Below are 26,783 nucleotides of genomic sequence, written 5' to 3' on the forward strand. Positions count from 1 at the left end.
AATGGAGCGGCCGTTTGTTTTTCCAGCCCAGAAAAAATCAGATCACCACGACCTTCGCGCCGACATTGACGCGGTCATAGAGGTCGATCACGTCTTGATTGCGCATCCGGATGCAGCCGGATGAGACGTTGGTGCCGATCGTCCAGGGCTCGTTGGAGCCGTGGATGCGGTAGAGCGTCGAGCCCAGATACATCGCGCGCGCGCCGAGCGGATTGTCGGGGCCGCCTGCCATGTGCCGCGGCAGGTCGGGACGACGCTGCAGCATCTCCGACGGCGGCGTCCAATCCGGCCATTCCTTCTTCGCAGAAACCGCCTTCACGCCCGACCAGGTAAATCCAGGTTTGCCGACACCGATGCCGTAGCGCAACGCCTTGCCGTTGCCCTCGACCAGAAACAGAAACTTGTTGGGCGTATCGACGATGATGGTGCCGGCTTTTTCCTTGCCGTCATAATCGACCATCTGCTTCTCAAATTTCGGATCGAAGGGGCGCTGCCTGGGATCGTTGACGGCGTCCTGCTGAGGCTCGGCCTGCTGCGGATCCATTTGCGGCAACAGGGCACGGCGCGGTTCGTAGGAGGGCTGCTGCTGATACATTGGTGGCTGCTGCTGGTACTCAGGCTGCTGCGGATAGCGCCCGCCCTGCTGCTGTCCGTCGCCGAACAGGAATTCGATGAAGCCGCCACCCATATTGGAGCGTTCGTTATAAGCGGTTCGCATTGGCGCGGCGGACTGCGCGTTTTGATTGGCGTAGATCACCGTGGGGTCCGGAAGCGTCGCGTCGAGCGCGGCGGCCTGGTGAATTCCGGTGGCTAAAAAAGATGCGCCGGCAAGCAGCGCAAGGGGCATTTTTCTGAACATCGACGTACTCTGTACTATTTCGCCGTGGGAGCGCCCGAAGTGGCGCCGTTGCACGCGGTCAATAGAAATCAAAACCGCATCGGTTTGGTAAACAGAAACGCCATTTCGATTCACCACGTCGTCAGGTGCGCGTGCTTTTGCCCGGTAGCGTTTATTTTCGATGAATGCAGGTGGTGCATGGTTAATCGTTGGTGTGCGACGGCCGGCAGAGAGACTTCAGAACAGGTTCCGGCGTGAACCCGGCGTTAAATCGCATCTGCTTAAAAGGTGGCGAGTGCAGTTCAGGGAAGTTCTCATGCCGATTCATCGTAGACGTTTTCGTGTCGAACAAGCCGTTGTTAGCGATATGCCGATGCCCTCAGTTGCCGACGAAGATGTCGGCCCGATGCATCGCGAGATCATGAGCGAACTGCGCGCGATCCGCAGCCACATGGCTTCCCCCGGCCGCAGCGCCGCAGCGGAAGCCGGCAAGCAGGTTTCGGCGGAGGCCGCCGATGCCCATGCAATGCTCGAAACCTATCGGGCCCAGATCGAACAGTGCGAGAAACTCAAGGTGGAACTCGACCTTATTTACGATGCCATCAGCCGGACCAAGCGGGAAATCGCAGTGCTGCATGGCGCGAGCTTCAACGGCGAGGAGATGGCCCGGGTCAACGGTGAACTCGGCGCCGTGGTGGGCGGCACCGAAGAAGCCACACAGCAAATCCTCGAAGCAGCCGAATCGATCGACCAGGCAGCGACTGCGCTGACCAGCGTGAACTCGATTGATCAGCAAAAGCTGCTTGCCGAAGAAATCCAGGAGCGCGTCGTCTCGATTTTCGAGGCCTGCAACTTCCAGGATCTGACCGGTCAGCGCATCAAGAAGGTGATGACCACGATGAAATTCATCGAAAACCACATCACCGTCATGATGGATATCTGGGGCGGCGTCGATGCGATCAAGGCTCACGCGCCGCCGATCGTCGATACCCGCGAAGGCGACGAAAAGCTGCTCAACGGTCCGAAGCTGGACGACGACATCGGCCACGCCTCGCAGGACGATATCGACGCGCTGTTTGACTGAAAATGAGGTTGCCCGTCGCCGGATAAACCTCCGGCGACTTCATCCTTGATCCGAGCGCCGGCCATTCGCCGGCGCTTTTTATTTTGCTGGAGATATCGACCGCACGGATGTCATGCAGCCGCCTTCGCATCGTCTCTGGGCTGTAAAGGATCGAGACTGCGACCGGTCAGGCCTTGGGCCCGCAGCGGACGTAGACCATGTTGCCGTAGCGGGTCGCGGCATCCTTGTCGATGAAGCGGGTGACCATGACGCGCCCGTCGAAGGAAACGATCTCGCGGTCTTGCTCGCCACCGGCCGGCCCGGCCGGTCCGATGTAATTCTTGCCGCCTGGGCTGCCCTTGAGGTCAAGCTCCTGCGGCGTCGCCTGATCGGCCAGATGCATGACCACGCCACCATGGGCGCCGGCACCAATCACGTAGGGCTGCTTGCACTGTCCCCGGGCTGCGGCTTCGGTGCGCACGCGGTCTTTCGGGTCCTGGAATGAGGCGAGACCCCAGCGGCCGACAAGCTCGTCCGAGCGGATGCTGGCCGGCATTTCCGGCGCTACGCCGGGTTCGGGCGCCGCCGTGGGCGACGATGACGTCAGGCTCATGCTGCCGCACGCGCCGAGAAACATCGTTAGCGCCGAGACGATCCCCAGATTGGCAACCGTTCGTACGCTACGTGACCTGACCATGGCATCCCCCGGGCTAAATTCTTGGCCGCTTCCGTCCAGCAGCCAATCGCAAAACTGCTTTCGGAGCAATGACGTCCAGCAAACTACGCTGGCGCTCCGATTTGGTTTCCTTCGCAGCATCCTATACCAGCCTAACCAAGGACTTAAGCCTCTGCTTGACAGGATCGGCGCCACGCCATATTCCCCCGGGCGCACGATTAGCACTCCGAGAGCCCGATTGCTAAGGGATGCGAACTGTCCGGCGCCATCGGGGCGTCGAATACGTCTCGTATCTTGAGCCGCTTTCGATGGCAAACCAGATCTCAGAACCGAGCCTCCAGAGGAACCGTCATGGCTAAAACCAAATTTCGTCCCCTGCATGACCGTGTTGTGGTCAAGCGTATCGACGCCGAAGAAAAAACCAAGGGCGGAATCATTATTCCGGACAGCGCCAAGGAAAAGCCTTCGCAGGGCGAAATCACGGCGGTCGGCCCCGGCGGCCGCGACGAAGCGGGCAAACTGATTCCGATCGATCTCAAGGTGGGCGATCGCGTATTGTTCGGCAAATGGTCCGGCACCGAGGTCAAGCTCGATGGCGAGGAACTCCTGATCATGAAGGAGTCGGACATCATGGGCGTACTGGCCTAATCACAACGTCACCCTCACCCTGAGGAGGCAGCGAAGCTGCCGCCTCGAAGGGTCGATCATTCATAAAGGCTCATCCTTCGGGACGCGGGCAATAGCCCGCTCCTCCAGCGATAGCGGCGAAGCCGCTATGCAGGATAGTCTCATTTCCAGGAGCATTTGAAATGGCAGCCAAGGACGTTAAATTTGCTGGAGACGCGCGCGATCGCATGCTGCGCGGCGTCGACATTCTCGCCAACGCCGTCAAGGTGACGCTCGGTCCCAAAGGCCGCAATGTCGTCATCGAGAAGAGCTTCGGCGCTCCCCGCATCACCAAGGACGGCGTTACCGTCGCCAAGGAGATCGAACTCGAGGACAAGTTCGAGAACATGGGCGCGCAGATGCTGCGCGAAGTCGCCTCCAAGACCAATGACACCGCGGGTGATGGCACCACTACCGCCACCGTGCTGGCGCAGGCGATCGTGCGCGAAGGCGCCAAATCGGTTGCCGCCGGCATGAACCCGATGGACCTCAAGCGCGGCATCGATATTGCCGTGGCCGCCGTCATCAAGGACATCGGGAAGCGCGCCAAGCCGGTTGCCTCGTCGTCCGAGATCGCGCAGGTCGGCACCATCTCGGCGAATGGCGACGCCGCGATCGGCAAGATGATCGCGCAGGCGATGCAGAAAGTCGGCAACGAGGGCGTCATCACGGTTGAAGAGAACAAGTCGCTCGAAACCGAAGTCGATATCGTCGAAGGCATGAAGTTCGACCGCGGCTATCTGTCGCCCTACTTCGTCACCAATGCCGAGAAGATGACGGCCGAACTCGAGGACGTCTACGTCCTGCTGCATGAGAAGAAGCTGTCGGGCCTGCAATCCATGCTGCCGGTGCTGGAGGCCGTGGTGCAATCGGGCCGCCCGCTGCTGATCATCGCCGAAGACGTCGAAGGCGAGGCCCTGGCGACGCTGGTCGTCAACCGCCTGCGCGGCGGGCTGAAGGTCGCCGCCGTCAAGGCGCCCGGCTTTGGCGATCGCCGCAAGGCGATGCTGGAGGACATCGCGATCCTGACCGGCGGTCAGCTGATCTCCGATGAACTCGGCATGAAGCTCGAAAGCGTGACGATCAACATGCTCGGCCGCGCCCGAAAGGTCGTGATCGACAAGGAAAACACCACGATCGTCAACGGCGCCGGCAAGAAAAAGGACATCGAGTCCCGCGTCACGCAGATCAAGGCGCAGATCGAGGAGACCACCTCGGACTACGACCGCGAGAAGCTGCAGGAGCGTCTTGCCAAGCTCGCCGGCGGCGTCGCCGTCATTCGCGTCGGCGGCGCAACCGAGATCGAGGTGAAAGAGAAGAAGGATCGCGTCGAGGACGCCCTCAATGCGACCCGCGCGGCGGTGCAGGAAGGCATCGTGCCCGGCGGTGGCGTTGCGCTATTGCGCGCCAAGAAGGCGGTCGGCCGCATCGCCAACGACAACCCCGACGTCCAGGCCGGTATCAATATCGTGCTGAAGGCGCTCGAAGCTCCGGTCCGCCAGATCTCCGAGAACGCAGGTGTCGAAGGCTCGATTGTCGTCGGCAAGATCCTCGAGGAAAAGTCCGAGACCTTCGGCTTCGACGCGCAGACCGAAGATTATGTCGACATGGTCGCCAAGGGCATCATCGACCCGGCCAAAGTGGTGCGCACCGCGCTGCAGGACGCGGCCTCCGTGGCAGGCCTGTTGGTGACGACCGAGGCCATGGTCGCCGAATTGCCCAAGGAACCGGCGCCCGCGATGCCCGGCGGTGGCGGCGGCATGGGTGGAATGGGCGGCATGGGATTCTAAAAGCCTGCAACCACCAATCGATCAGAAGGCCGCCTCCGGGCGGCCTTCTTTTTTGGCGAATGGTAAAGGAGGTTTGCACCCCGGGGTTTCGGCCGGTATCGAGAGAGTTCCGGCTCCCGATTCTGCTCTTTGAGGAATTTAATATGCGCGCGCTTCTGCTCTGCCTGGTCGGGCTGATGACAGCCTCCTCGGATCTCGCCTTCGCCGACATGAAGCTTTCGACCAAGCCTGCCGCGGGCGCCAACGAGGTCAGATATTTCACCTCGATCGACGGCCTGATGGACGGCAATGCCGACGTCATCCTCAAGGAAACCCGCCAAGGCAAGACCGTCACCTCGGCGACGCTCGATCTCTGCTATCCCGTCGAGAAAGGCTCCGATCGCAAGGACCGCTTTGTCGCCAACCTCGCGGTCAACGGCCAGACCCTGACCGGCGCCACCCAAAGCCTCGGTGACAAATTGCCCGTGACCGTGAACCTCACGCGCCGGCCGACCGGCGATACCTTCGAATTCAAGGGCAAGATCAGCATCGGCCAGGCCGTGACCGAGGTGACCTCTTCGGACAATTCCGATCTGAGCGAGCGGGAATTCCAAGACAACCAGTCCACCGATGACGGCATCACCGCGGCGCCAAAGGATTTTACCGAGGTTTCTCCTGAATCCGTCGCGGTCAGGGTGAAGCTGGACGCGGCGGCGGATTTCCTCAGGGGATTGAAGGGACAGGACCTCGAGGTTTCCTTGAGCGGCCTTGCCGTCACATGCGACGCACTGCGCGCCGGCGAGCAGACCATCAATATTACCGTCGATCCGGATCGTGCGGCGGCACTGATTGCCAAGGCCAAGTCAGCACCCGGGGTGGTTTCCGCCGGCTGGACCACCGGAATCGTGGAAATGGACCGCACCATTCGTTTCGTGGCTACCGACTGGCGCGACGGCGAGAAGCTCAACAAGGACAAGCTCGCCACCGCGATCGCCAACGTGCTGACGAAGACGCTTGCGGCGAAATCGTCATCCTCGGCATGGGACGCCAGCACCGGAAAGCTTAAATTAACCTTCAAGCGCCCGAGCCAGATATACCCGGCTCTCGACCTGACCGACACGATCGAAGTCAATGCCCTGGTGGCGTCGGACAAGCCCGGCGCATCCGACCGGCTGATGTTGTGGATCAGCACGCCGATCATCTCGACCACCGATGAAGGCGCCGGGCCAAAGCTCAATCTGGCCGACGATTCCAGCAGTGACGAGGAAGGCGATCCAAAGGACGACAACGGCTCCGTCGACGCGCTGGCAAAGGAATTCAGAGCCCAGCGCTGGGACTCGGACAAATCGGCCTGGAAATAGCCGTTTCGGGCGATGCCGGGTAACGTCCGGTGCACGCTTTCCATGCAATCGTGCATTTGACATGCCGCCCCCGAGCGGCAATGAACCATCCATATGGTCAAGAATTTCAGGGTTTTGGGCTGAATGGCGCGCTATGACGTAGTGGTGATCGGCGCCGGCCTTGGAGGCCTGACAGCCGGCGCGATCCTGGCGCGTGCGGGACGCAAAGTCCTTATCATCGAGCGCAGCAATTCGGTCGGCGGCGCGGCGTCGAGCTACAAATCCGGCGATCTGTTCGTCGAGGGTTCCCTGCACGAGACCAGCGATCCGCACGATCCCCGCGATCCGAAACACGATGCGCTGACGCGCGCGGGCGTTATCGACGCGGTCAAATGGATTCCGTCCGGCGTGTTTTATGAAGTGCGCGGCGGCCCGCTCGATCGGCCGTTCGTGATGCCGGACAATTTCGACGAAGCACGGCGCGCGCTGACCGAGCGTTTCCCGGAGGCCCGGTCAGGAATCGAGCAGTTGCTCGGCGAGATGGAACGCATCGCCTCCGCTGTGGGCACGCTGTCGAAAAGCGCCGGCGCGTCGAGGAATCCGCGCGAAAATGTCGGCGCGCTGTTGAAACTGGCGCCTGCGATCGGGGACTGGCGCTTGTCGTTGTCCGAGAAGCTCGATCGGGTTTTCGGCGACAATGAAGCCGTCAAATGCGCGCTTGCCGCCAACCTCTCCTACTTTCACGACGACCCGGGGACGTTGTGGTGGATCTTCTTTGCGATGGCGCAGGGAAGCTACCTGCAAAGCGGCGGCCGCTACGTGCAAGGCGGCTCGCAGCGGCTCTCCAGCGCACTCGCCCGCGCCGTCAGGGTCGCCGGCGGAGAGGTGCTGGTGCGCCGCATCGTCAACAGTGTCGCTCTGGATGCGCAGGGCCAAACCAGCACCGTTAGCCACACCGCGCGCGACGGCAGCGATCCGCAGACGGTCGAGTGCCGGCGGATTATCGGCAACGCCGCGCCGGAGACGCTGGCGGCCCTGATGCCTGCTTCGGCTGCGGAAAAGCTCAGGGAAAGCTACGCGCAGCAAACGCCCTCGGCTTCGCTATTTGCGCTCACGCTCGGCCTATCGAGGCCGCCGCGCGAATTCGGGATCAACGTCTACTCCACGCAGTTGCTGCCGCGCGACATGACACGGCTATCCGACTACGCGAAAGGCGCGGCACTGATGGCGGCCGAGCCTGGCGAGCAAATGCCGCCGATGTCCGTGGTCGATTACGCGGCGATCGATTCCGGCGTTCCGGCTCCGCCCCATGTGCTCTCGATCCTCGGGCCCGACCATCTGTCGAACTGGGACAGTTCGGACATGGACGCCTATCGCGAAAAACGCGGCCGCTGGCAGGCGGCGATCGTGCGTTATCTCGATTCGATTTATCCGGGCCTTGCGAACGGCGTCGTCGCATCGTCGTTCAACAGCGCGTTATCGGTCCGGCAATACCTCAATGCGCCCCATGGCGCGGTTTATGGGTTTGCGCCGGCGCCGCAGCGCTCGACCCGGCGTATTCCAAGACGCTCGCCGCGCACCGTGGTGCCCGGACTTTATCTGGCCTCGGCCTATGCAGGTTTCGGCGGCTATTCCGGCGTCGTGCAATCCGCCGGCGCATGCGCCGACATGATCCTTGGTGAAGGCTAAAGATATACCCTGACGCGCGCTCTTCACGCCGAGCGGAGGCCACACCCCGGATCGCGTCCGGGGCAGACTCTCGCCTGAAAATCCGACCTAATTGGTATTGATGTGGAAGTGCAGCGATTTCGTCCCAATGAACAAGACCAGATCACCCTGACGTTTCCAGGTCGTGGCTTCGCTCAACGTCGTGAGCAATTCATCGTCGATCTCCGCCCGCCCCGGCGCACAGGCGGCGCGGTCTTCCATCTGACCGGGGACGAAAATCACGGTATTACCGGCCACTGAAAACTGGCCCTTGCCTGCTTTGCACCACAGATCGAGTGTCGCCTCGCCATTGTCGCCGATCTCGAGCGTGGGCAACCGCTTCGAACCGGGCTGACTTGCCGTATCCAACGTCATTTCAAATCCGAACGGAAACCCCTCATCGGCGCTGGCCGGAACAACGCCCAGCGCGCCCGCCGCCAACACCAGTGCAATAGCGGATCTACTCAGAAAACTTTTCAGCAAAAGCATGCAGCCTCTCGTCATAACCCGGCCCCCAACCGCGCGCCGTTCTAATCGACAGTCGCGACGTTGGCCAGTTCAACGGCCGCATGATTGCCCTGCCGCAAAAACAAATCCCCGCGGCATCCGCCGCGGGGATTCTCGCAACGCCGTCTGAGCCGGCTTTTACTTCAGGACCATCGCCGTGAACGGGTAGACATAGGCCTGCAACATCACGAACAGGCCCACGAGACAGGCCAGCGCGATCGAGTGCTTGAACACGAAACGCAGGATCGTGCCCTCGTGCCCGAACCAGTTGGTCGCGGTCGAGGCGACGACGATCGATTGCGCGTCGATCATCTTGCCCATGACGCCGCCGGACGAGTTCGCCGCCGCCATCAGCACCGGCGAAAGGCCCAGTTGTTGCGAGGTGATTTTCTGCAGGTTTCCGAACAGAATATTCGAGGCGGTATCCGATCCGGTCAGCGCGACACCGAGCCAGCCGAGCAGCGTGCCGAAGAAGGGATACAGCACCCCGGTCGCAGCGAAGGCGAGACCAAGCGTGGCATCAACGCCGGAGAGCCGCGTCAGCGTCCCGATCGCCAGCATCGCCGAGATCGTGATCAGCGAATACGCGCACAGCTTGATGGTGCGCGCATATTCGGAAACGATCTTGCCCGGCGACAGTCCCATGATGAAACCCGCGATAATAGCCGCGAGCAGCATACCCGAGCCGGTAAACGACACGTAGGTGAACGAGAATATCGCCGATTCCTTGGTCGGCGTCGGCACCACCGGCGCAACCTTGTTGATCATGTTGTGCAGTTCGGGAACCGGATAGCTCCAGGTGAAGATCGGATTCACCGCAGCCTTGAACCAATCCGTGCCCCAGATCAGCAGGATGATACACAGGATGATCCACGGCAGCAGCGCGGTGAGCAGCTCTCCCGGTGCCAGCGGTGCCGGATCCACCAGCCTCGCCGGAGCCATCGTGCTGGCGGATTCATCATTGCCGCGCAGCGCCGGCGACAACCACAGCTTCTTCGGCTGCCACACTTTCAGGAACAGGATCAGACAGCCCATCGAAATCAGCGATGAGCCGATATCGACAATCCACGGATTGATATAGTTCGAGATCAGGAATTGCGGGATCGCGAACGACAGACCGGTAACCAGGATGGCCGGCCAGACCTCCTTCATGCCTTTGAAGCCGGCGAACGCCCACACCACCCAGAACGGCACGATCAGCGAAAAGATCGGCAGTTGCCGTCCGACCATTGCGCCCAGAATGTAGGGATCAAGGCCGGTCACGGAAGCGAGGCCCTGGATCGGGGTACCGAGTGCGCCATAGGCCACCGGCGCCGTATTGGCGATCAGCGACAGGCCCGATGCCGCGAGCGGCGAGAAGCCGAGCCCGATCAGGATCGAGCCCGTGATCGCCACCGGCGTACCGAAACCGGATGCGCCCTCGAAGAATGCGCCGAACGAAAATGCGATCAGCAGAAGCTGCAACCGTCGATCCGCAGTCACGCCGCCAACGGCACGCTTGAGCGTCTCGAAGCGGCCCGCGGTGACCGTAAGCTGGTACATGAAGATGACGTTGAGAACGATCCAGCCGATCGGGAAGAAGCCGCTCACGATTCCCAGCAGCGAGGCGCGGACCGCCAAGTTGGCCGGCATGGTGAAAAGAAGGATCGCCACGAGATTGGCCAGCACCAACGCGATGATGGCGGCGACATGCGCCTTGACCTTGCCGCTTGCGATCAAAATAAGCAGCGTGACGACGGGTATCGCCGCGGCGATCGTCGAGAGCGTCGTGTTATCGAACGGATTATAGACTTGGTTCCACATTGCGATCCCTCCTCCCCACGCCGTTATGTGACAGCCCGGCCAGCGTGGAAGGCTGGGCATGACTGGCGCGATCGCAGGAATGATTATGCAATGTGCGAAATTTAGCCGCGAATTTAGGCAATGCCGGATTCGCTCACAACCTCGCGAATTATCAAAAGGTCCCCGCCCCTCGCCGTTGCACCCATGCTAGGGTCGACTCAGCGGGGGCGACAAGCTAACCCAGACCGGGAAATATACGACTTTAGTCTAACATCTCTGATTTCCCCATTATTTCAGGCCCTTGGGCCACCCTTCTGGAGACGGTAATCTGTGAACAACATCCGCTCGACGATCGCGACCGTATGGCGGATCTCTGCTCCCTATTTTCGTTCCGAAGACAAATTGGCCGGCCGCACGCTGCTCGCGGCGGTGATCGCGATCGAACTCTCGCTGGTGGCGATCGATGTTCTGCTGAACCAGTGGCGCGGCCGCTTCTACAATTATCTCCAGGTCAGGGATTGGGCCGGTTTCGTCTGGGAACTCGGCGTCTTCACCTTTCTGGCAACCCTCAACGTCGCGCTTTCCATCTACCAGCTCTATCTCAATCAGTGGCTTCAGATCCGCTGGCGGCGCTGGATGACCAGCCGCTATCTCGGCGAATGGATGGACAAGGCCAACCACTATCGCATGCAGCTACAGGGCGACGCGGCCGACAACCCGGACCAGCGCATTTCCGACGACGTGAAAATGTTCGTCGATCAAACCCTGGGCATCAGCGTCGGACTGCTGAGTTCGATCGTGTCATTGGCGTCCTTTATCGTCATCCTGTGGGGCCTTTCGGCGGAATCTCCGTTGACGCTGTTCGGCAACACCTTTCACATTCCCGGCTATCTGGTGTGGGGCGCACTGATCTATGCGGTCTTTGGAACCGCGCTGACACAGTGGATCGGCTCGCCGCTGGTCAATCTGTCCTTTGAACAGCAGCGTTACGAGGCCGATTTCCGCTTCAATCTCGTGCGCGTGCGCGAAAACTCCGAGCAGATCGCGCTGTTAAAGGGCGAGAGTGCCGAACGCCACCGGCTTTCGGAACGGTTCGGCCGCGTGGTGGAGAACTGGTACGCCATCATGAGCCGGACCAAGCGGCTCACGGCCTTTACCTCAAGCTATTCGCAAGCCGCGGTGATTTTCCCCTTCATTCTGGTCGCGCCGGCCTATTTCGCCGACAAGATCCAGCTCGGCGGTCTGTTGCAGACCGCGTCCGCATTCGGCAGCGTGCAAAGCGCATTGTCATTCTTCATTTCGATCTATCGGTCGCTGGCGGAATGGCGATCCGTCGTTGCGCGACTTGACGGATTCGAGATGTCGATTAACAGCGCCACCAGGCTCGCGGCCGGGACCGACTCGATCGACGTCGTGCCGTTGGCCAAGGGCAATGAAATCGATCTGGAAAAACTTCTTGTGCGATTGCCGAACGGAACGCCGCTGGTCTCGGCCAACAGCTTCAACCTTCATGGCAATGAACGCACCCTGGTCACTGGCCCGTCGGGCGCCGGCAAATCGACGCTGTTCCGTGCCATTGCCGGTATCTGGCCGTTCGGCGGCGGTTCGATTGCCATTCCGGCAAAGGCAACGCTGATGATGCTGCCACAGCGGCCGTATTTTCCGATCGGTTCGCTGCAAGCGTCGATCGCCTATCCGGCCGAAGCGGACGCCTACAGCGCGGATCAGATCAGGGATGTCCTCATCGCGGTTGGCTTGCCGAAACTTGCTTCGCAATTGGGCGTGGAAGCGCATTGGAACCGAATGCTTTCGCTGGGTGAACAACAACGGCTGGGACTCGCCCGCGCGCTGCTGTTCGCGCCGCAATATCTTTTCCTCGATGAAGCGACCGCATCGCTTGATGAGGCCTCGGAGGCAGCGCTTTATCGCCTGCTTCAAGAGAAATTGCCGGCCACCACGATCGTTTCGATCGGTCATCGCTCGACGCTCGAGGCGTTCCATCAGCGAAATGTGGAGCTGGTCCGCGATGGCGACCAGTTCGCGCTGCGGGACAAGGATAAAAGCGCGGCGTCATCCTGACGGACAAGCCGGTTAACTAAAGCGAGCGGGCAGGAAGTGCAGCCGGCTCTGCAGCGGTGCTGGATCCTTGCGCGTGCGGCATCAGTAAACGCGAGCATCGGACCGCGGTAAGCAAGCCTAAGATAGATAGCCTTTGCGGGAATGACTGAGACTGTCGTTGGCGCCGGGATCGTATCGATCCTGTCTTTGCAAGACATCTCGTTTCGTTCAGTTCAGATCACCCAGAAACAAAAGGGGCGGCAGATTGCTCTGCCGCCCCTTTGGTCTTGGGATAGTGAACTTACTTCAGGCTGGTCATCGCGGTCAGGTCAGCCGAGAGCTTGACGATGCCGGCAGCGCCGCACCAGTTCGAACTCGCGCCCGACGGATTGATCGAGGTCACGTTGGTCGTGCCGGAAGCGTTGAATGCGCTGGTGAAGGCGTTGCAATCACCCTTCGACAGATCGCTGTCGGAGTAACGCAGATCCAGCGTGAACACCTTATAGGTGAAGCCGATGCCCACGTTCCAGGTGTCATAGCTGGCGTAGGGGATACCGCCCGCAAACACGGTGCCGATGCCGGTGCCGTAGAACGAATCGGAAGTTCCGAGCCACTGCCGACCAAACTCGCCGGAGACATACATGCCGACGCCGCTGGTGCCAAAGGCGGTGGTCGGCGCGGTGTACTTGGCGGTGATCGAAGCGTAGTCACCCCAGGCGCCGCTGTTCAGGAAGTTCGGCGAATAATATTCGTTGATGCCGGCCTGCCAGTTGTCGTTGAAGGTGTAGTTTACCTTGGCGTAGGCTTCGAAGAAGCTCACGTCTTTCTTCATCACGTTTCCGTCGCCGAGGAAGATCGTGTTCGGGTCCACGGCGCAAACGTTGCCGCCGGGAACTCCGCCGGTGAGGACGTTGTCGGCGCAGCGACCACCCGGATACAGGTAGCCCCAGACACCGAAGTCGAAGGCAGCCGCACCGAAGGTCGGCCGGATACCGCCGTAGACGTCAACTTCGGCAGCAGCCCGGTTTGAGAAGGAGATGCTCTCCGTCGAGGTACCGATGTACAACTGCAGGTCTTTGTTAATGTTGTAGCGGGGCTCGAAATAGGCCGTAACCGACGGCATGTGGTTCGATTGGGTGACACCGCGGAAGATGTAATCGTTCATTACAGCGCTGCCGAATGCGATATCCCAAGGATCAAAAGCAGCGGGAGGTGGCGCCTTGACCGCCTTCACCGGCAAATCCGCCGCAAGAGCCGAACCAGATAACATTGCTAGCGCCGTTGCTAACAAAACCACATTCTTCATGACCATCCCCGTTACATTTCAAGACCAGCCCGATTTCGGCGCCCCCCCGGGGACAAGCGATAACCGACTGCGGCCCAATTGCTTAACCTGACCCAATCTGAAGCGGGGCCCCCATTGAGTGAAGCAAAAAGGGCGGGCATTTGCCGACTTTTTAGGCGTTCCAGCCCTTTCACGTAATGTTGTTGAAAGGTGTTGCATTCCCACAACAGCTTTTGGCACTTCTAACGTGGGTTGAGCGGCTGTGGCGTCAGGCGAACACAGGTTATCCAGAGGTGACCGCTCCCTTTCCGGCGAATCTCGCAAATGCAGCGAATCAACCGGCTTGCCGAAACTCCGGCTCAAGCCACCCAAAACCTCCGCGCCCGAATGGAATGTCGTCGACACGAAAAAGGCCGCAGCGGTCAACGCTGCGGCCCGAACGATGTTCGAGGTTGGTCGAACGCGATCAGCTAATTGTCGTCTTCTCCGCTCGAGGACGACCCGGACGAAAGGCTGTCCGAATGTCCCCATGACGGCGCGGGACTCGCTGCCGCGGGACTCGGTGCGGCAGAACTCGGCCCCGCCCAACTGTGCGCGGCTGGAGCCGGCGCAGGCGCCGGAGTAGGAGCGGCCATCGGAGCTGCAGGTTTGGGGGCCGCAGGTTTGGGGGCTGCCCGCTTGGGTTTAGTCGCAGCGACGGCAGCCGGAGCGATCTTCTTTTTCGCCGGGCTTTTCTTGGCGCCGGCTTTCTTGGCGGATTTTTTGGCCGACTTTTTCGGCGCGGCCGCCTTGGACTTTTTGGCGGACTTTGCAGCCTTTTTCGCCGATTTCTTGGCAGACTTCTTCGCCGATTTCTTTGACGTCTTCTTGGCGGATTTCTTCTTCGCCGTCAGAAGTTTTTTCTTACTCTTTTTACTCTTAGCTTTCTTTTTTCCCTTAGCCATTCGTGATCCTCCTGTTGCCGCCGATCAATGTCTACGATCACTGTCGATCGGGCACTTAAAATCATCCGCCTGTCGCGCGGGGCCAATCGATCAGTTCAATCCTGGCCGGGGACCGCCCGTCGCCCAATCGAGAAGCTCAATCGTGTGCACCACAGGAACTGACGTACCACCGGCAATCTGCACCATGCACCCAATATTGCCCGCGGCGATCATATCCGGCTTGACCATCGCGATGTTGGCGACCTTTCGATCGCGCAATCGGCTCGCAATGTCAGGCTGGAGAATGTTGTAAGTCCCCGCCGAACCGCAACACAAATGGCTCTCAGGTACATCTTTCACCACGAATCCGTTCTTGGAAAGCAATTCTTTCGGGGCTTGTGTGATTTTCTGGCCGTGCTGCAGCGAACAGGCCGAGTGATAGGCGATGACAAGATCGCCGTGTTGCTGCTTAGGCTGCAGATCGAGGCCACCGACATATTCCGTGATGTCCTTGGCCAGCGCTGAAACTCTTGCGGCGGGTTTGGCGAAATCGCGGTCCTCCCGCAGCATGAAGCCATAGTCCTTGATGACCGTACCGCACCCCGACGTCGTCACCAGGATGGCGTCGAGACCACCTCGCGCGGCCTCGTTGAGCCAGGCGGTGATGTTGGCGCGGGCGCGTGCCAATGCGTCGCCGTCATGTCCGAGGTGGTGGGTGAGCGCGCCGCAGCATTGCTCGTCCTTGACCAGGACAACCTCGACGCCATGACGCGTCAGGAGATTGATGGCCGCCTGGTTGATGCGCGGTGCCAGCACCTGTTGCGCACAGCCCTGCAGCAGCGCGACCCGTCCGCGCTTGGTGCCGATAGCCGGAAAGACGCTTCCGCCTGCCGCCCCGCGCGGTGGCAGGCTGCCCGGCGCCAGCGCCAGCATCGCCTTGATCCGCCGCCCTAGAGTCGGCGATGCCGCGGCAACCCCAGATGCCGGCAGCAAGGCGGCCAGCGGCCGGCCCAGCCGCGCCAGAATCATGCTTAGGCGAAACAGCCCGGGCCGCGGCAGCACCCAGGCGAGGACCGCGCGCAAGGCCCGTTCGGTCAACGGCCTCTTGTAGTCCTTTTCAATTTTGACCCGTGCCTGGTCGACGAGATGCATATAGTTCACGCCCGACGGACAGGTGGTCATGCAGGCAAGGCAGGAGAGACAACGGTCGATATGCTTGACCACCTCCTGCGTCGGCGGGCGATCTTTCTCCAGCATCTCCTTGATGAGGTAGATTCGGCCGCGCGGGCTGTCGAGCTCATCGCCAAGCAGCACATAGGTCGGGCAGGTCGCGGTGCAGAATCCGCAATGCACGCAGGCGCGCAGGATCTTGTCGGCTTCCGCGATATCGGGATCGGCGAGTTGTGCGAGGCTGAATTCGGTTTTCATGTCGCGGATCCTCGCGTCAGACGGCCGCGATTGAGGATGTTCTTGGGATCGAAGCTGTGGCGGACGCGTTCGCCGAGTGCGGCGAGGCCGCTCGGCTGCGGGTGGAACACATCGACATTGCGGCGGACATCCTCGGATGCGCGCAGCAATGTCGCGTGGCCGCCGACGGCGTCGACACGCTCGCGCACCAGCACGGCCTGGGCGTCGGTCCCCGGCGGCAGAGCCGCCCAGATCAAGCCCCCGCCCCAGTCGTAGATCACCTCGCCGCCGCTCTCGCGCGCCAACCGCTCACCGAGCGCCCCGCCCGACGCCGGGGGACAAACGATGCGCCATACCGGCCAGGCCCCGAGCGTGCCGTTGGCCGCAAACGGCTTAATGTCGCGAACCGAAGCCCAGATCGTCGCCGAGGCGGCATCTTCGACCGTCTCCGCTGCCCCAAACGGCGCGAGGACCTTGCCGAGCGCGGCCGCGCGATGGGCGACCGAGGCCGCAATGCCTTCCAGCCGCAGCAGCGTAACGGATTGTTGCGATGATCCGAGGTCACCAAAGCCCGTGGAAGTCCGAAGCACCGAATTCGGCAGATGGGCCGCCCCCGACACATCGAACGGCGAGCCCAGTGCCGCCGTCATCGCGCGGTTTGCGGTGCTGTCATCGAGCCCGCGCAGCACCAGCGTGCATTCGCTTTCCGGCCTCGGCATCACCTTCAACGTTACCTCGGTCATGACGGCAAGCGTTCCCCACGACCCCGCCAGCAGCTTGCAGAGGTCGTAACCGGTGACGTTTTTGACGACCTTGCCGCCGGCCTTGAAGCTGTCGCCAAAGCCCGACACCGCATGCGCGCCGAGCAGATGATCGCGCGCGCCGCCGGCCTTGATGCGGCGCGGGCCTGCCAGCCCGGCGGCGATCATGCCACCGATGGTGCCCACCTCAGGCGTGCCCAATAGCGGCGCGGTATTCATCGGCTCGAACGCGAATTGCTGGTTCTTGGAGTCGATCAGCGACAACACGTCGGCGAGCGGAACGCCTGCCTGCACCGTGATGATCAGTTCGTTCGGCTCATAGGCCATCACCGCGTTCAGATCGGACAGATCGAGCAGCGCATTGGTCGCCATCGGCTGGCCGACCATCCGCTTGGAGCCATGGCCGATAATTTCCAGCGGCTGCTCGCTGGCTAGCGCGGCACGCACCACCTGCTCGACATCGGCAGCGTCACGTACCTTCAGGGTGTCCACGTCAACCGCCTTGCCTTCATCGCGTAACCAACCTTGAAAAGGCTGCGTTTGTGGCAGCCATTGCTGTTCCAGGCCATCCTTCTAAAGGCTGGGATGGCAGGCACAAGAGTGGCTTGAAAGACCGAATTCCCGCTCCGCCGCCTGCCCCGTCGCGATTGCAGCCGGAATGCGCGACGCCGGAACCCTGGTGCCGCCGGATTCAATCGCCACGCGCTCCGGCCGGGCAGCGATAATACACATACAGTTCGTTCGGTATCGAACCATCGCTGTCAAGTCATGGAGGTATAGTCGCGCTCGCTGAGAGGCGACCGAACCCAATCGAAGGAGCAAAATCATGAGTCAGTATGCAACGAACAGGCAAACCGTCGGCGAAGCCGTCAGTGGCGGCGGACTTCTGGTTGTCGCGCAATGGGAAGCAAAGGAGGGAGAAGCCGACAAGGTTGCCGGAATTCTGGATCGCTTCCTTCCCGAGGCCCAGCGCGAGCCGGGCGCCAAGCTGTTCCTGATCGGCCGGAGCAAGGATAAGCCCGCGCAATTCCTGTTCTATGAACTGTTCGCCGACGAGGCGGCCTTCAAGGCGCATCAGGAGAGCGCGCATTTCAAGAACTTCATCGCCGGCGAGGCGCTGCCTCTGCTCGCCAAGCGGGAACGCGCGCAATATGTATTGCTGTAGCCTTTGAGTGGCGCAGCCCGCTGATCCGAGGGTAGCGAAAACATCAAACAAGGCAAAGGAAGCAGGCCCGACGCCCAACGCTGGCGCAGGCTTCCTTTACTCGCCTCGATCGCCGAGCGGATCCGTATAACAACGGAAATTCGGCAGGCGACGATCAAAGCCCGACTTTACGGAACATTCAGCTATTCCCTCCATATTTAACCACCCGGCCAGAAGGCCCTCCAAACGCTCAGGATGAGCGATGCTAGACGCAGGACTGTCAATCGCCGACGAAGTTGAGGCAGCCATCAGTGCTGGTTCAGCCGAAAAAAGTCTCGAAACGATCAAGCGTGTCACGGATCTGTTTCTGTTGTCCGCCGGCAGCCTCAATGGCGAGCAAATCGAGCTGTTCGACGATGTCCTCGAACGTCTGATCAAGACAATCGAAATTCGGGCGATCGTTGACGTCAGCGCCCGCATAGCTCTGGCTGAAGTGAGCACCCAACTGGCTGGCGTTTCAAAGGCCCCGCCTTTAGTCGTCCGGCGGCTTGCAAGGCATGATGAGATCGCGATTGCCGGCCCCGTCCTGACCGAATCTGCGCGTTTGGGCACCGAAGATCTGGTCGAACTCGCGGGCACCAAGAGCGAGCAGCATCTTCTGGCGATTTCAGGCCGCTGGTGGCTGGACGAGGTCGTTACAGACGCGCTCTTGGCCCGTCACTATCCAGCCGTTAGTCGCCGTTTAATGAACAATCCCGGTGCGCGCGTTTCCGCGGCTGGATTCGCGACGGTGATTGCGCAGGCCGAAGCAGACCCCGAACTTGCGGTCGAAACCGGAATTCGAGTCGATTTGCCGACGGCGCTCCGCCATCAGCTCTTGCGCAGTGCAACCGAAGCGGTTCGCTCGCGGCTGTTGTCGCGCGCGCCGCGCCACGTTTTCGAGGAAATCCGAAGCGCCATTGCGGCCGCGTCAGCGGCGGCAGATGGCGAGATGTCTAGGGTTCGTGACTTTGATACGGCCAAGCGCCTGGTGACGTCGCTGAAAAAGAGCGGCGAACTCAACGAGGCGGCGTTGTTCGGGTTCGCCAAGCAGCGAAGATATGAAGAGACCGTCGCCGCACTTGCCGAGCTGTCGCGATCGACGGTCGATGTGATTCGCCCGCTGATGCAAAGCCTTCGCGATGACGGCGTTCTGATCCCCTGCAAGGCCGCGGAGCTCGGTTGGGAGACCGTGAGCGCGGTCCTGGAGAGCCGTTTTGTGAATGGCTCGATGGGACCGCACGAATTGGCCAAAGCAAAAAATCAGTTCGCCAAGCTGACCGCGGAAAACGCCCGTCGCCTGCTGAAGTTTTGGCAGGTTCGATCGTTCCCTTCCTCATCGAACGTCAATTGAATCAACAGACCTGCGCGCAAGCCCGATAAGCGTGCCCTCCGCTAGAACCGCGGAAGGTCGGGGAAAGCCAGCTTGCCGCCGTGCACATGCACGCGGCCAAGCTCGGCGCAGCGATGCAAGGTTGGAAATACCTTGCCGGGGTTGAGCAGGCCCTGCGCGTCGAACGCGCATTTCAGCCGCTGCTGCTGATTGAGATCGATCTCGCTGAACATCTCCGGCATCAGGTCTCGCTTCTCGACGCCGACGCCATGTTCGCCGGTGAGCACGCCGCCGAGTTCGACGCAGCATCGCAGGATGTCCGCGCCAAAGGCCTCGGCCCGGTCCATCTCACCGGGCTTGTTGGCATCGTACAGGATCAGCGGATGCAGATTGCCGTCGCCAGCGTGGAACACGTTGGCGACGCCAAGACCGTACTTCTCGGAGAGATCGCGGATGCGCGCCAGCGCTTGCGGCAGCGCGCCGCGCGGGATGGTGCCGTCCATGCACAGATAATCCGGCGAGATCCGTCCGACCGCCGGAAATGCCGCCTTGCGGCCGGCCCAGAACAGATTGCGCTCGGTCTCCGAGTTGGAGATCTGGCACGTGGTCGAACCGCAGCCTTGCGCGATCGCCTCGACCCGCTTGATCAGCTCATCGACCTCGATACCGGGGCCATCGAGTTCGATGATCAGAAGCGCCTCGACGTCGAGCGGATAGCCGGCGTGCACAAAGGCTTCGGCGGCGTGGATCGCAGGCTTATCCATCATTTCCATGCCGCCCGGAATGATCCCGGCGCCGATGATCCGCGCCACGCATTCGCCGGCCGCCTCGACTTGCGCGAAGCCGACCATCAACGCCCGCGCGGTCTCCGGCTTCTGCAGGATCCGCACCGTGACCTCGGTGACGACGCCGAGCAGGCCTTCGGATCCGGTGATGATCCCCATCAAATCGTAACCACTGGTCTCCGGCGACTTGCCGCCGATCCTGATGACTTCACCGGTGATCAGCACGAGTTCGCAGCCGAGCACATTGTTGGTGGTCATGCCGTATTTCAGGCAGTGCACCCCGCCGGAATTCTCCGCGATATTGCCGCCGATCGAGCAGGCAATCTGCGACGAGGGATCGGGCGCGTAGTAGAATCCGGCATGCGCCACCGCCTGGCTGATGGCGAGATTGGTCACCCCGGGCTCGGTCACAACCACGCGGTTGTCGAAATCGATGTCGCGGATGCGCTTGAATTTACCCAACCCCAGCAGCACGCCATCGGCCAGCGGCAGCGAGCCGCCGGACAGCGAAGTACCGGAGCCACGCGGCACCACCTTGATGCCCTGCTCGAAGCAATATTTCAGGACCTGCGAGACTTGTTCAGTGGTGTCCGGCAGCACCACGACCATCGGCGGCTGTCGGTAGGCCATCAGCCCGTCGGACTCGTAGGGCAGCATTTCCGCCGGCTTGTCGATGACGCCCTCGCCCGGCACGATCGCACGCAGCGCCGCCACGATCGCATCGCGGCGTCCCAGCACCGCCTGATCCGGGGCAGGCATCATGATCGTCATGTCGATTTCTCCTGACCCGCGTGAGGCGCAAGCGCATCCGCTGTCATCAATTTGCTGTAGCAAATCAAGCATGTCTGGGCCGTTTTGGGTAGCTGTCCAAAGGATCGGCGGAGCTTGTCACCTATGCGGCCGGACCATGAAACCCGAACCGGGTTTCACGGCTTGTCGATCGCAAGCCCACCATGCCACAAACGGTCCTGAAGCCATTCGAACCATGAAGAGCACACCATGAAAAAACTAACCCTGAGCGCGCTGGTCGTCATCGCATCGTCCGTAGCCGCGTCAGCCGCGCTGGCGCAGGACGCTGCGGCCGGCAAGACGTCGTTCAACAAATGCCTGCCCTGCCACGCCATCGGCGAAGGCTCCAGGAACAAGGTAGGTCCGGAACTCAACGGGCTCGATGGCCGCAAGTCCGGCACTGCGCCGGACTACTCCTATTCGGATGCCAACAAGAATTCAGGCATCACCTGGAACGAGGCTGAGTTCAAGGATTACATCAAGGATCCGAAAGCGAAAGTTCCGGGCACCAAAATGGCCTTTGCCGGCATCAAGAACGAAAAGGAGATCAACGATCTCTGGGCCTATGTGTCGCAATACGACAAGGACGGAAAAACGAAGTAGCGCTCTCCCTGCCGCCGACATCAAAACTCCGCAACTTCGCGCGGAGTTTTTCTTCTGTCCCTTACTCCGTCCGAAACGGCCGCGCCGCCTCGACGGCCCAATCACGGAGTAATGTGAGGAGATGAAGGTTGCGGGCGTTGGGAAGGTGAACGAAATAATATCCGGTTTGAAGCTGTAACGGACATTCGGCCAGCGTCTTCAATCTGCCTTCAGTGACCGGCGTCGCGATATAGGCCATGTCCATCAGCGCGACGCCGGCGCCTGCCATCGCAGCATCGAGCGCCTGTGCGCGCGTCTCCACCGTCAGCCATTTGATGCGGCGCCCGGCGAATGCACGGTCGTGTTTCTGCCAGCTCGACCAATCCATGAACCGCGATCGCGCCCGGATCAGCGGCGCGCCGGACCAACCTTGTTTGGCATTCGACGACAAGCGATCGGCGACATCGGGAGACGCGACAGGCATCAGCGTTTCCTCAAACAGCAGCGTTGAGGCAAGGCCCTTCCATGCGCCGCGCCCGTGACGAATGGCGCAATCCATCTCCTCCTTTTTCAGATCGACAGGTCTCGTCGTGGTGAAGATCGCGACCTCGATCTGCGGGTGCTGTGCCTGGAAGATCGGAATGCGCGGGATCAGCCAATGCGATGCGAAGGTCGCCACCGTACTCAGCCGGATCTGCCCGCGGTCCCGCCGAAACGGCTGAACCGCTGTCTCTATCCGATCGAGCGCGTCGCCCACGCTTGCAAGCAGCCTCTCCCCGTCCTCGGTGAGCGCGATCCGCCGGCCCGCTTTGCGCACCAGCGCCACGCCAAGCTGCTTTTCCAGCGCGGCAATCCGATGCGACAGCGCCGATCGGGTAACGCCGAGATGCTCGGCGGCTTCGGTCAGGGTGCCGCATGTCGCGAACAGCGAAAGCGCCGAGAGCGCGCGCGCCGACGGCTGGGCGGATCGTCCCATGAGCTCTTTCCCAATTGGTGAGATATTTTCACCAATTGGACGCTGCGGGCAAGCTATCATCCGTGATCGATGCAAAAGGGAACAGCACGATGGGAATCCATAACGTCCGGCAGCTCTCTGATTATAATCACTGGGCCAACCTCAGGCTTTATGCCGCGGCGCTGGAAATGCCGGAGCAGCAATATCGCCGCCCAACCGGGGTTTTCTTCGGCAGCCTGCACGGAACGCTGAATCACCTGCTGCTGACCGATCGTATCTGGCTAAAGCGATTGACCGGCACCGGCGAGCATCCCGACCGCCTCAACGCCATCCTGTACGACGATCGCCGGGATCTTCTGCGCGCCCGGATCGCGGAAGACGCGCGTTTGAACGATCTCGTCAGAGGCTATACCGACGCAGATCTCGCCAAAGCCGTCTCCTATCAGACGACGTCAGGCAAGCCCTACAGCCAGCCGCTGCAGGATATCCTGGCTCATCTCTTCAACCATCAGACCCACCACCGTGGCCAGGCGCATGCGTGCATCTCGATCGTCACCGGAGGCGAGCCGCCGACCCTCGACCTGCTGGCCTTTCAGCGCGGCGTCCCCGCGCCAAATCTGACGTAAGGTTGCGAAACCTGTATCGCCCTTAGGCTACAATTTTCCCGCCCGGCATCACCGCGCGAAACTCGACACCGTGCAGATGGATCGTCGGAGCCATTCCGAAATGGTTGCCGCCGAATACCTCGATGCGGCGGTCGAACTCATCCTTGGCAATGTCGAGAGGGATGTCGCAGATGCTCTGGTAGCTGCGCCGAGAATATTTCCGGGCGCCCCATTCCAACGGAAGCGTTGGTGGCGGCGCGGCGTCTGTCGCGAGCCACTTCGCCATGCGCCAGAACAATTGCGCCAGATGCGCATAGGCCAACCCCTCCAGCCCGAGGACGGAGATATTGGCTGGAATGGGAAACAGGGCGACATCAACGATCGGTCCGGCATCGACCTGTTCGACCATGACGTGAGCTGTCACGCCAAATTCAGTTTCCCGATTATAGAGCGCAAAATGAGAAGGCGCCCATCCGGGATAGCTGGGCGGACCGGGATGAAAATTGAAGGCGCCGTAGCCCAGCCGATTAAGGACACTCACCGGAACAATTTCCGGCGTCACGAACGCGACCAGCCGGGAGCGCCGAAGCAATTCGGAATTCAGAAAGGTCAGATCGGCGGAGGTCCTGACCGGTATCACCTTGAGAAACGGATTGTGTCCAAGCAGGAGGTGCGGCAGCACGTGTTGCTCGGCCTCGCCCGAAAGCAGAATGATCGTGTCGAACATCGTCTGTGATTCTTGTGTTGGACACCCGGACGATGAAGCCGACAACCTTAATGAAATCTTCTTATTTGCTGTCGGCTATGTTGCCTCGCGTTGCGCGGATCGGCTCAGAAAGATTTGGAAACAAAAATCTCTCTGATCTGATCCTTACGATGTCAGGTCGTTCCCCTCACGCGCGCTTGAGCTCGGTGGTATGGAACGGCTCGAGCGTATCGATATCGCTGACCGGCTGGGTCTTTTGATTCCATTTGAAATAGCGGAGCGTTATCGTCTCCGGCGCGAAGTCGATCAGCAGAAAGCCGTTTTCCTCGATCGGCGTAACCGTTTCCTGCATATCCAGATGCTGAGGCGGCTTGGGACCGACCCCGCGGAATTCAGACGCCCAACCGCCCGTGCTCGTCCCCAGCGTACCCGGCAGCACCGTGATCACGGGATTGTGTGAGAAATCGAGCTGGCCGCTGCGCATCATTCGTCCCTCGGCGGTCGCGTGCAGATCGCCGCTGACGACAAGCGGAATACGGCCCGGCATCTCCGAAAGCGCTTGCATGAGACGGTCATGCTGCGAAAGCCAGCCTCTCTGCCAATAGGGCTTGGGCTTCGCCTCTGACAGCTTGCCGTCGGGACCTAGCAGGTCGGGATACCACTCGCCCCACTTACCCGCGCTCCACCCCGGCGGGTTCGAGGGCACATTGACGAGGTGCACCACCTCCCTCGCCGCGGCGCGCGCCTTCAGCCAGGCTTCAACATCCGGCGCGACGAAAACGCCGGTTGGTCCCGCAAGCGTGACGGTGCGTCTCACATCATAAAGCAGAACCTCGGCGAGGCGCCCGTAGCGCAGCGTGCCAAAACTCTCCGAAAGCCCGGATGGCCGCGAAGCAGGCTGATCGGGATAGTCAGACCCGGGCAGGCCCGGCGATCTGTTCGGGTCGGGAAGGAATTCCGGATACCAAAGCCGCTGCGTCGCGCGCGCCGATTGCAACATGAAATTGTCGGGCGGGAATGTAACCGCTTCGTCCGTTGCCTCGTCATTGTCGAAGTGATCGTGATCGTCCTGCAAAAAGAACACCGGCGTCGAGCGGCATAGCGTTCCATAGAGCGGGCTTATCTGTTCTCCAGCCGCGCGAAGCAACGCGACCTCGTTGGCGCCGCCCAGAATCGGAGCGTCGCGATCGAAACGGGCATATGCGATCGCTGCCTTGGAGGCGCCGAGCTTGGGCGCGGCCCGAGGCGCAAGCAGATCCCAGTAGACGTGATCGCCATTGGCGATCAGGGCATCCGGCGAAAATGACAGACCGCGTTGCAGCAGTTTTTTCCGAACCGCGGTCGGCACGAATTCGAAGCCAGTATGCGCCGCTCTGAAAAGATCATGTCCTCCGGCGCAGGAATAAACCAGGAGCCGCAGCCTGGACGGCATCTCGTCGGGCGCCGGCATCGTTGACAACGTCCACGGCTGGGAAAGTGCTTTCCCGTCCGAACTTGTGAGCGACAATTGAAAGGATGTTCCGGGCTTCAGATCGGCAGCCTGGAATTGCCAGAATAATCCTCGCGTGTCCGAACGCTGCCCGGCGACGCGCTGATCGCCCACCTGCAAATTCGGCGCGGCTGCGAGCGTTTTTTTAAACGATGCCTTGATGAGGATCCGGTTGTGACTGCTGGTCGGAAGAAGATGGGCAAGTTCGCCGTCATCCCAGCCTTGCTGAGGTGGACTGGTCGAGGCCGTCTGCGCCACAGCCGTGCCGCCGCCTAAGGGCGACAAACCAAGCGCAGCAGAAGCCCCGACACCCAACAGCTCACGACGTGTCGTTTCCATTGGCAACCTCCCATCCCGAGCTGCCGATCGCCGGCTTCCTGAGATGCGAGCTGGCGTTGTGGCAACTTCAAACGAGCAAACTACGTGTCAGCCCATCCGTCGAGCGGTTTCGCACCTTGTTGATGTTTCTTCTCGTGATTGTGAGACTTGCCGCAAGCCAATTTCGCCTGAGCACTGCCAAGGGAAATTGCCAAGTAAAATTGCCAAGCGAAGGAGCACCGCGCTTTATAAATGCGCGTTCCGGTTCACGGCCGCCGGAGTGCTATGCACGATGTTGCCGATCATGGTGTCGATCTCGCGCATGACGATATCGGGCGCGGCGTACTGCACCATGTGGCCGACGCCGGGCAATACGATCAGCTTCGCGTTCGGCACGGCGGCTGCGAACGGCCGTGAATGAATCTTCGTCGATACGGTGTCGTCGGTATCGCCTGAAATCACCACCGTCGGTGCTTTGATGTCGCCGTAACGCGGCGCCTGCTCCGCGACCGCTGCCTTCAGCGTCACGAGATCGCGGGCATTGGCAAGAAACTCGCGCGGACGCAACAGCAAGGGCGTTGCGGTGTTCTCCACAAAACCACCCGGCATGATCTGCGGCAGGAACACGTTGCGGGCGCCGGGTTCGGTCAGAACGAAGCCGAGCGGAAGCGTGATCGTATAGGCCAGTAGCGGACCGATCAGGGGCGTGGTGACGACCTTGTTGTACCAACCGACACCGCCGCGCCAGGGATAGGCCACCGGCGCCAGCATCACCAGGCCAGCGACGCGCTCGGGATCATCGAGCGCGATCCGCGCGCCCAGCGCGCCAGCCCAAGAGTGAACCACGAAGATCGCTTTGCCAACTCCGAGCTTTTTGAGCGCTTCCTCAATCATCCGGCTCTGAATCTCCGGTGTCGAATCCCGCTCGCGTGCGCGCGTGCTCCAGCCATGACCGGGACGGTCGATCAGGATCACCCGATGATTGCTGGCCAGCCTGTCGCCGAGCGGCTGCTGCATGGTTTCCAGATTCGAGCTCGCGCCATGGATCATCACGATCGGCGGCGATGCGGCATCGCGCGGGCCGATGTCGAGCACGTTGAGGGTTGCGCCGGTGACCTCGATCATCCTGCCTTGCGCGGGATAAGCACGCTGCAGCGCAAGGACTCCGGCCTGCGTGACCAGCGCCAGGATCACCAGCGCCATGATCACACCGACAGATATCATTTGCAGGGTCCGGACGATTTTGTGCACGAAGC

The 26,783-nt window shown here is 61.1% G+C and carries 23 protein-coding genes; 10 read left to right on the top strand and 13 right to left on the bottom strand.

The window, feature by feature from the left end; all coding sequences use genetic code 11:
- Positions 1 to 37: 37 nt before the first annotated feature.
- A complete protein-coding gene (locus BLV09_RS18040; RefSeq protein WP_146688302.1) occupies positions 38 to 859 on the bottom strand; it encodes a L,D-transpeptidase in 822 nt (273 codons plus the stop codon).
- Between the two features lie 295 nt (positions 860 to 1,154).
- Here BLV09_RS18040 and BLV09_RS18045 point away from each other — a divergent pair, with 295 nt between their 5' ends.
- Positions 1,155 to 1,922: a protein phosphatase CheZ gene (locus BLV09_RS18045; protein WP_100383740.1), complete on the top strand. Its 768-nt coding sequence runs from the start codon at positions 1,155 to 1,157 to the stop codon at positions 1,920 to 1,922.
- Between the two features lie 166 nt (positions 1,923 to 2,088).
- Here the strand turns inward: BLV09_RS18045 and BLV09_RS18050 are convergent, their stop codons facing one another.
- Entirely contained in the window at positions 2,089 to 2,598 is a 510-nt protein-coding gene (locus BLV09_RS18050) for a hypothetical protein (RefSeq protein WP_100383741.1), read from the bottom strand.
- Positions 2,599 to 2,928: 330 nt separating this feature from the next.
- Here BLV09_RS18050 and BLV09_RS18055 point away from each other — a divergent pair, with 330 nt between their 5' ends.
- The 4 genes from BLV09_RS18055 to BLV09_RS18070 all read left to right on the top strand — a co-directional run bounded on the left by BLV09_RS18055 (position 2,929) and on the right by BLV09_RS18070 (position 8,041).
- Positions 2,929 to 3,225, top strand: a complete 297-nt coding sequence (locus tag BLV09_RS18055; RefSeq protein ID WP_100383742.1) for a co-chaperone GroES — start codon at positions 2,929 to 2,931, stop codon at positions 3,223 to 3,225.
- Positions 3,226 to 3,386: 161 nt separating this feature from the next.
- Positions 3,387 to 5,033 carry a chaperonin GroEL gene (gene groL, locus BLV09_RS18060; RefSeq protein WP_146688303.1) on the top strand — a complete coding sequence of 549 codons (1,647 nt, stop codon included), beginning with the start codon at positions 3,387 to 3,389 and terminating at the stop codon, positions 5,031 to 5,033.
- A gap of 143 nt (positions 5,034 to 5,176) precedes the next feature.
- The gene (locus BLV09_RS18065; RefSeq protein WP_146688304.1) at positions 5,177 to 6,373 is read left to right on the top strand and encodes a hypothetical protein; all 1,197 of its coding nucleotides are present in this window, start codon (positions 5,177 to 5,179) and stop codon (positions 6,371 to 6,373) included.
- 123 nt (positions 6,374 to 6,496) lie between these two features.
- Positions 6,497 to 8,041, top strand: coding sequence for a phytoene desaturase family protein (locus tag BLV09_RS18070; RefSeq protein ID WP_146688305.1), 1,545 nt, complete (start codon positions 6,497 to 6,499; stop codon positions 8,039 to 8,041).
- 87 nt (positions 8,042 to 8,128) lie between these two features.
- Here BLV09_RS18070 and BLV09_RS18075 read toward each other — a convergent pair whose 3' ends face one another.
- On the bottom strand, positions 8,129 to 8,548 hold the full coding sequence (locus BLV09_RS18075; RefSeq protein ID WP_146688306.1) for an META domain-containing protein: 420 nt from the start codon (positions 8,546 to 8,548) through the stop codon (positions 8,129 to 8,131).
- A gap of 156 nt (positions 8,549 to 8,704) precedes the next feature.
- Positions 8,705 to 10,369, bottom strand: a complete 1,665-nt coding sequence (locus tag BLV09_RS18080; protein ID WP_146688307.1) for an L-lactate permease — start codon at positions 10,367 to 10,369, stop codon at positions 8,705 to 8,707.
- Positions 10,370 to 10,678: 309 nt separating this feature from the next.
- On the opposite strand from BLV09_RS18080, the gene BLV09_RS18085 reads away from it, so the two are divergent.
- Positions 10,679 to 12,427 (top strand): ABC transporter ATP-binding protein/permease, encoded by a 1,749-nt coding sequence (locus tag BLV09_RS18085; protein ID WP_146688308.1) that lies wholly within the window; start codon positions 10,679 to 10,681, stop codon positions 12,425 to 12,427.
- A 280-nt stretch (positions 12,428 to 12,707) separates the two neighbouring features.
- Here the strand turns inward: BLV09_RS18085 and BLV09_RS18090 are convergent, their stop codons facing one another.
- From BLV09_RS18090 to BLV09_RS18105, 4 genes are all read right to left on the bottom strand, one after another.
- The gene (locus BLV09_RS18090) at positions 12,708 to 13,712 is read right to left on the bottom strand and encodes a TorF family putative porin (protein WP_100387152.1); all 1,005 of its coding nucleotides are present in this window, start codon (positions 13,710 to 13,712) and stop codon (positions 12,708 to 12,710) included.
- 449 nt (positions 13,713 to 14,161) lie between these two features.
- Positions 14,162 to 14,635: a histone gene (locus BLV09_RS18095; RefSeq protein WP_146688309.1), complete on the bottom strand. Its 474-nt coding sequence runs from the start codon at positions 14,633 to 14,635 to the stop codon at positions 14,162 to 14,164.
- Positions 14,636 to 14,725: 90 nt separating this feature from the next.
- Complete coding sequence (glcF, locus tag BLV09_RS18100; protein ID WP_146688310.1) at positions 14,726 to 16,042, bottom strand: glycolate oxidase subunit GlcF; 1,317 nt, start codon at positions 16,040 to 16,042, stop codon at positions 14,726 to 14,728.
- Entirely contained in the window at positions 16,039 to 17,274 is a 1,236-nt protein-coding gene (locus BLV09_RS18105; RefSeq protein ID WP_146688311.1) for an FAD-binding protein, read from the bottom strand. The genes glcF and BLV09_RS18105 overlap by 4 nt, the downstream gene beginning before the upstream one ends.
- Positions 17,275 to 17,608: 334 nt before the next feature.
- Here BLV09_RS18105 and BLV09_RS18110 point away from each other — a divergent pair, with 334 nt between their 5' ends.
- Together BLV09_RS18110 and BLV09_RS18115 are read left to right on the top strand one after the other, a co-directional pair.
- The gene (locus tag BLV09_RS18110) at positions 17,609 to 17,947 is read left to right on the top strand and encodes a putative quinol monooxygenase (RefSeq protein ID WP_146688312.1); all 339 of its coding nucleotides are present in this window, start codon (positions 17,609 to 17,611) and stop codon (positions 17,945 to 17,947) included.
- Between the two features lie 241 nt (positions 17,948 to 18,188).
- On the top strand, positions 18,189 to 19,319 hold the full coding sequence (locus BLV09_RS18115; RefSeq protein ID WP_146688313.1) for a DUF2336 domain-containing protein: 1,131 nt from the start codon (positions 18,189 to 18,191) through the stop codon (positions 19,317 to 19,319).
- A 41-nt stretch (positions 19,320 to 19,360) separates the two neighbouring features.
- On the opposite strand, the gene BLV09_RS18120 is transcribed toward BLV09_RS18115, so the two are convergent.
- On the bottom strand, positions 19,361 to 20,854 hold the full coding sequence (locus BLV09_RS18120) for an FAD-linked oxidase C-terminal domain-containing protein (protein ID WP_146688314.1): 1,494 nt from the start codon (positions 20,852 to 20,854) through the stop codon (positions 19,361 to 19,363).
- Positions 20,855 to 21,082: 228 nt separating this feature from the next.
- Between BLV09_RS18120 and cycA the strand changes: the two genes are divergently transcribed.
- The gene (gene cycA, locus BLV09_RS18125; protein ID WP_146688315.1) at positions 21,083 to 21,475 is read left to right on the top strand and encodes a cytochrome c-550 CycA; all 393 of its coding nucleotides are present in this window, start codon (positions 21,083 to 21,085) and stop codon (positions 21,473 to 21,475) included.
- 61 nt (positions 21,476 to 21,536) lie between these two features.
- On the opposite strand, the gene BLV09_RS18130 is transcribed toward cycA, so the two are convergent.
- Positions 21,537 to 22,430: a LysR substrate-binding domain-containing protein gene (locus tag BLV09_RS18130; protein ID WP_167558777.1), complete on the bottom strand. Its 894-nt coding sequence runs from the start codon at positions 22,428 to 22,430 to the stop codon at positions 21,537 to 21,539.
- 89 nt (positions 22,431 to 22,519) lie between these two features.
- On the opposite strand from BLV09_RS18130, the gene BLV09_RS18135 reads away from it, so the two are divergent.
- On the top strand, positions 22,520 to 23,035 hold the full coding sequence (locus BLV09_RS18135; protein WP_146688317.1) for a DinB family protein: 516 nt from the start codon (positions 22,520 to 22,522) through the stop codon (positions 23,033 to 23,035).
- A 22-nt stretch (positions 23,036 to 23,057) separates the two neighbouring features.
- Here the strand turns inward: BLV09_RS18135 and BLV09_RS18140 are convergent, their stop codons facing one another.
- The 3 genes from BLV09_RS18140 to BLV09_RS18150 form a co-directional block, all read right to left on the bottom strand.
- Positions 23,058 to 23,741: a formyltransferase family protein gene (locus tag BLV09_RS18140; RefSeq protein WP_146688318.1), complete on the bottom strand. Its 684-nt coding sequence runs from the start codon at positions 23,739 to 23,741 to the stop codon at positions 23,058 to 23,060.
- A 166-nt stretch (positions 23,742 to 23,907) separates the two neighbouring features.
- On the bottom strand, positions 23,908 to 25,548 hold the full coding sequence (locus BLV09_RS18145; RefSeq protein ID WP_146688319.1) for a hypothetical protein: 1,641 nt from the start codon (positions 25,546 to 25,548) through the stop codon (positions 23,908 to 23,910).
- 225 nt (positions 25,549 to 25,773) lie between these two features.
- Entirely contained in the window at positions 25,774 to 26,751 is a 978-nt protein-coding gene (locus BLV09_RS18150; protein ID WP_146688320.1) for an alpha/beta fold hydrolase, read from the bottom strand.
- Positions 26,752 to 26,783: the final 32 nt, after the last annotated feature.

Source organism: Bradyrhizobium canariense, assembly GCF_900105125.1.
Taxonomy (GTDB): domain Bacteria; phylum Pseudomonadota; class Alphaproteobacteria; order Rhizobiales; family Xanthobacteraceae; genus Bradyrhizobium; species Bradyrhizobium canariense_A.

Bases quoted from the DNA above. Each gene is read 5' to 3' on its own strand.
- BLV09_RS18040 (WP_146688302.1), bottom strand. From the start codon at position 859: ATGTTCAGAAAAATGCCCCTTGCGCTGCTTGCCGGCGCATCTTTTTTA.
- BLV09_RS18045 (WP_100383740.1), top strand. From the start codon at position 1,155: ATGCCGATTCATCGTAGACGTTTTCGTGTCGAACAAGCCGTTGTTAGC.
- BLV09_RS18050 (WP_100383741.1), bottom strand. From the start codon at position 2,598: ATGGTCAGGTCACGTAGCGTACGAACGGTTGCCAATCTGGGGATCGTC.
- BLV09_RS18055 (WP_100383742.1), top strand. From the start codon at position 2,929: ATGGCTAAAACCAAATTTCGTCCCCTGCATGACCGTGTTGTGGTCAAG.
- groL (WP_146688303.1), top strand. From the start codon at position 3,387: ATGGCAGCCAAGGACGTTAAATTTGCTGGAGACGCGCGCGATCGCATG.
- BLV09_RS18065 (WP_146688304.1), top strand. From the start codon at position 5,177: ATGCGCGCGCTTCTGCTCTGCCTGGTCGGGCTGATGACAGCCTCCTCG.
- BLV09_RS18070 (WP_146688305.1), top strand. From the start codon at position 6,497: ATGGCGCGCTATGACGTAGTGGTGATCGGCGCCGGCCTTGGAGGCCTG.
- BLV09_RS18075 (WP_146688306.1), bottom strand. From the start codon at position 8,548: ATGCTTTTGCTGAAAAGTTTTCTGAGTAGATCCGCTATTGCACTGGTG.
- BLV09_RS18080 (WP_146688307.1), bottom strand. From the start codon at position 10,369: ATGTGGAACCAAGTCTATAATCCGTTCGATAACACGACGCTCTCGACG.
- BLV09_RS18090 (WP_100387152.1), bottom strand. From the start codon at position 13,712: ATGAAGAATGTGGTTTTGTTAGCAACGGCGCTAGCAATGTTATCTGGT.
- BLV09_RS18095 (WP_146688309.1), bottom strand. From the start codon at position 14,635: ATGGCTAAGGGAAAAAAGAAAGCTAAGAGTAAAAAGAGTAAGAAAAAA.
- glcF (WP_146688310.1), bottom strand. From the start codon at position 16,042: ATGAAAACCGAATTCAGCCTCGCACAACTCGCCGATCCCGATATCGCG.
- BLV09_RS18110 (WP_146688312.1), top strand. From the start codon at position 17,609: ATGAGTCAGTATGCAACGAACAGGCAAACCGTCGGCGAAGCCGTCAGT.
- BLV09_RS18115 (WP_146688313.1), top strand. From the start codon at position 18,189: ATGCTAGACGCAGGACTGTCAATCGCCGACGAAGTTGAGGCAGCCATC.
- BLV09_RS18120 (WP_146688314.1), bottom strand. From the start codon at position 20,854: ATGACGATCATGATGCCTGCCCCGGATCAGGCGGTGCTGGGACGCCGC.
- cycA (WP_146688315.1), top strand. From the start codon at position 21,083: ATGAAAAAACTAACCCTGAGCGCGCTGGTCGTCATCGCATCGTCCGTA.
- BLV09_RS18130 (WP_167558777.1), bottom strand. From the start codon at position 22,430: ATGGGACGATCCGCCCAGCCGTCGGCGCGCGCGCTCTCGGCGCTTTCG.
- BLV09_RS18135 (WP_146688317.1), top strand. From the start codon at position 22,520: ATGGGAATCCATAACGTCCGGCAGCTCTCTGATTATAATCACTGGGCC.
- BLV09_RS18140 (WP_146688318.1), bottom strand. From the start codon at position 23,741: ATGTTCGACACGATCATTCTGCTTTCGGGCGAGGCCGAGCAACACGTG.
- BLV09_RS18145 (WP_146688319.1), bottom strand. From the start codon at position 25,548: ATGGAAACGACACGTCGTGAGCTGTTGGGTGTCGGGGCTTCTGCTGCG.
- BLV09_RS18150 (WP_146688320.1), bottom strand. From the start codon at position 26,751: ATGATATCTGTCGGTGTGATCATGGCGCTGGTGATCCTGGCGCTGGTC.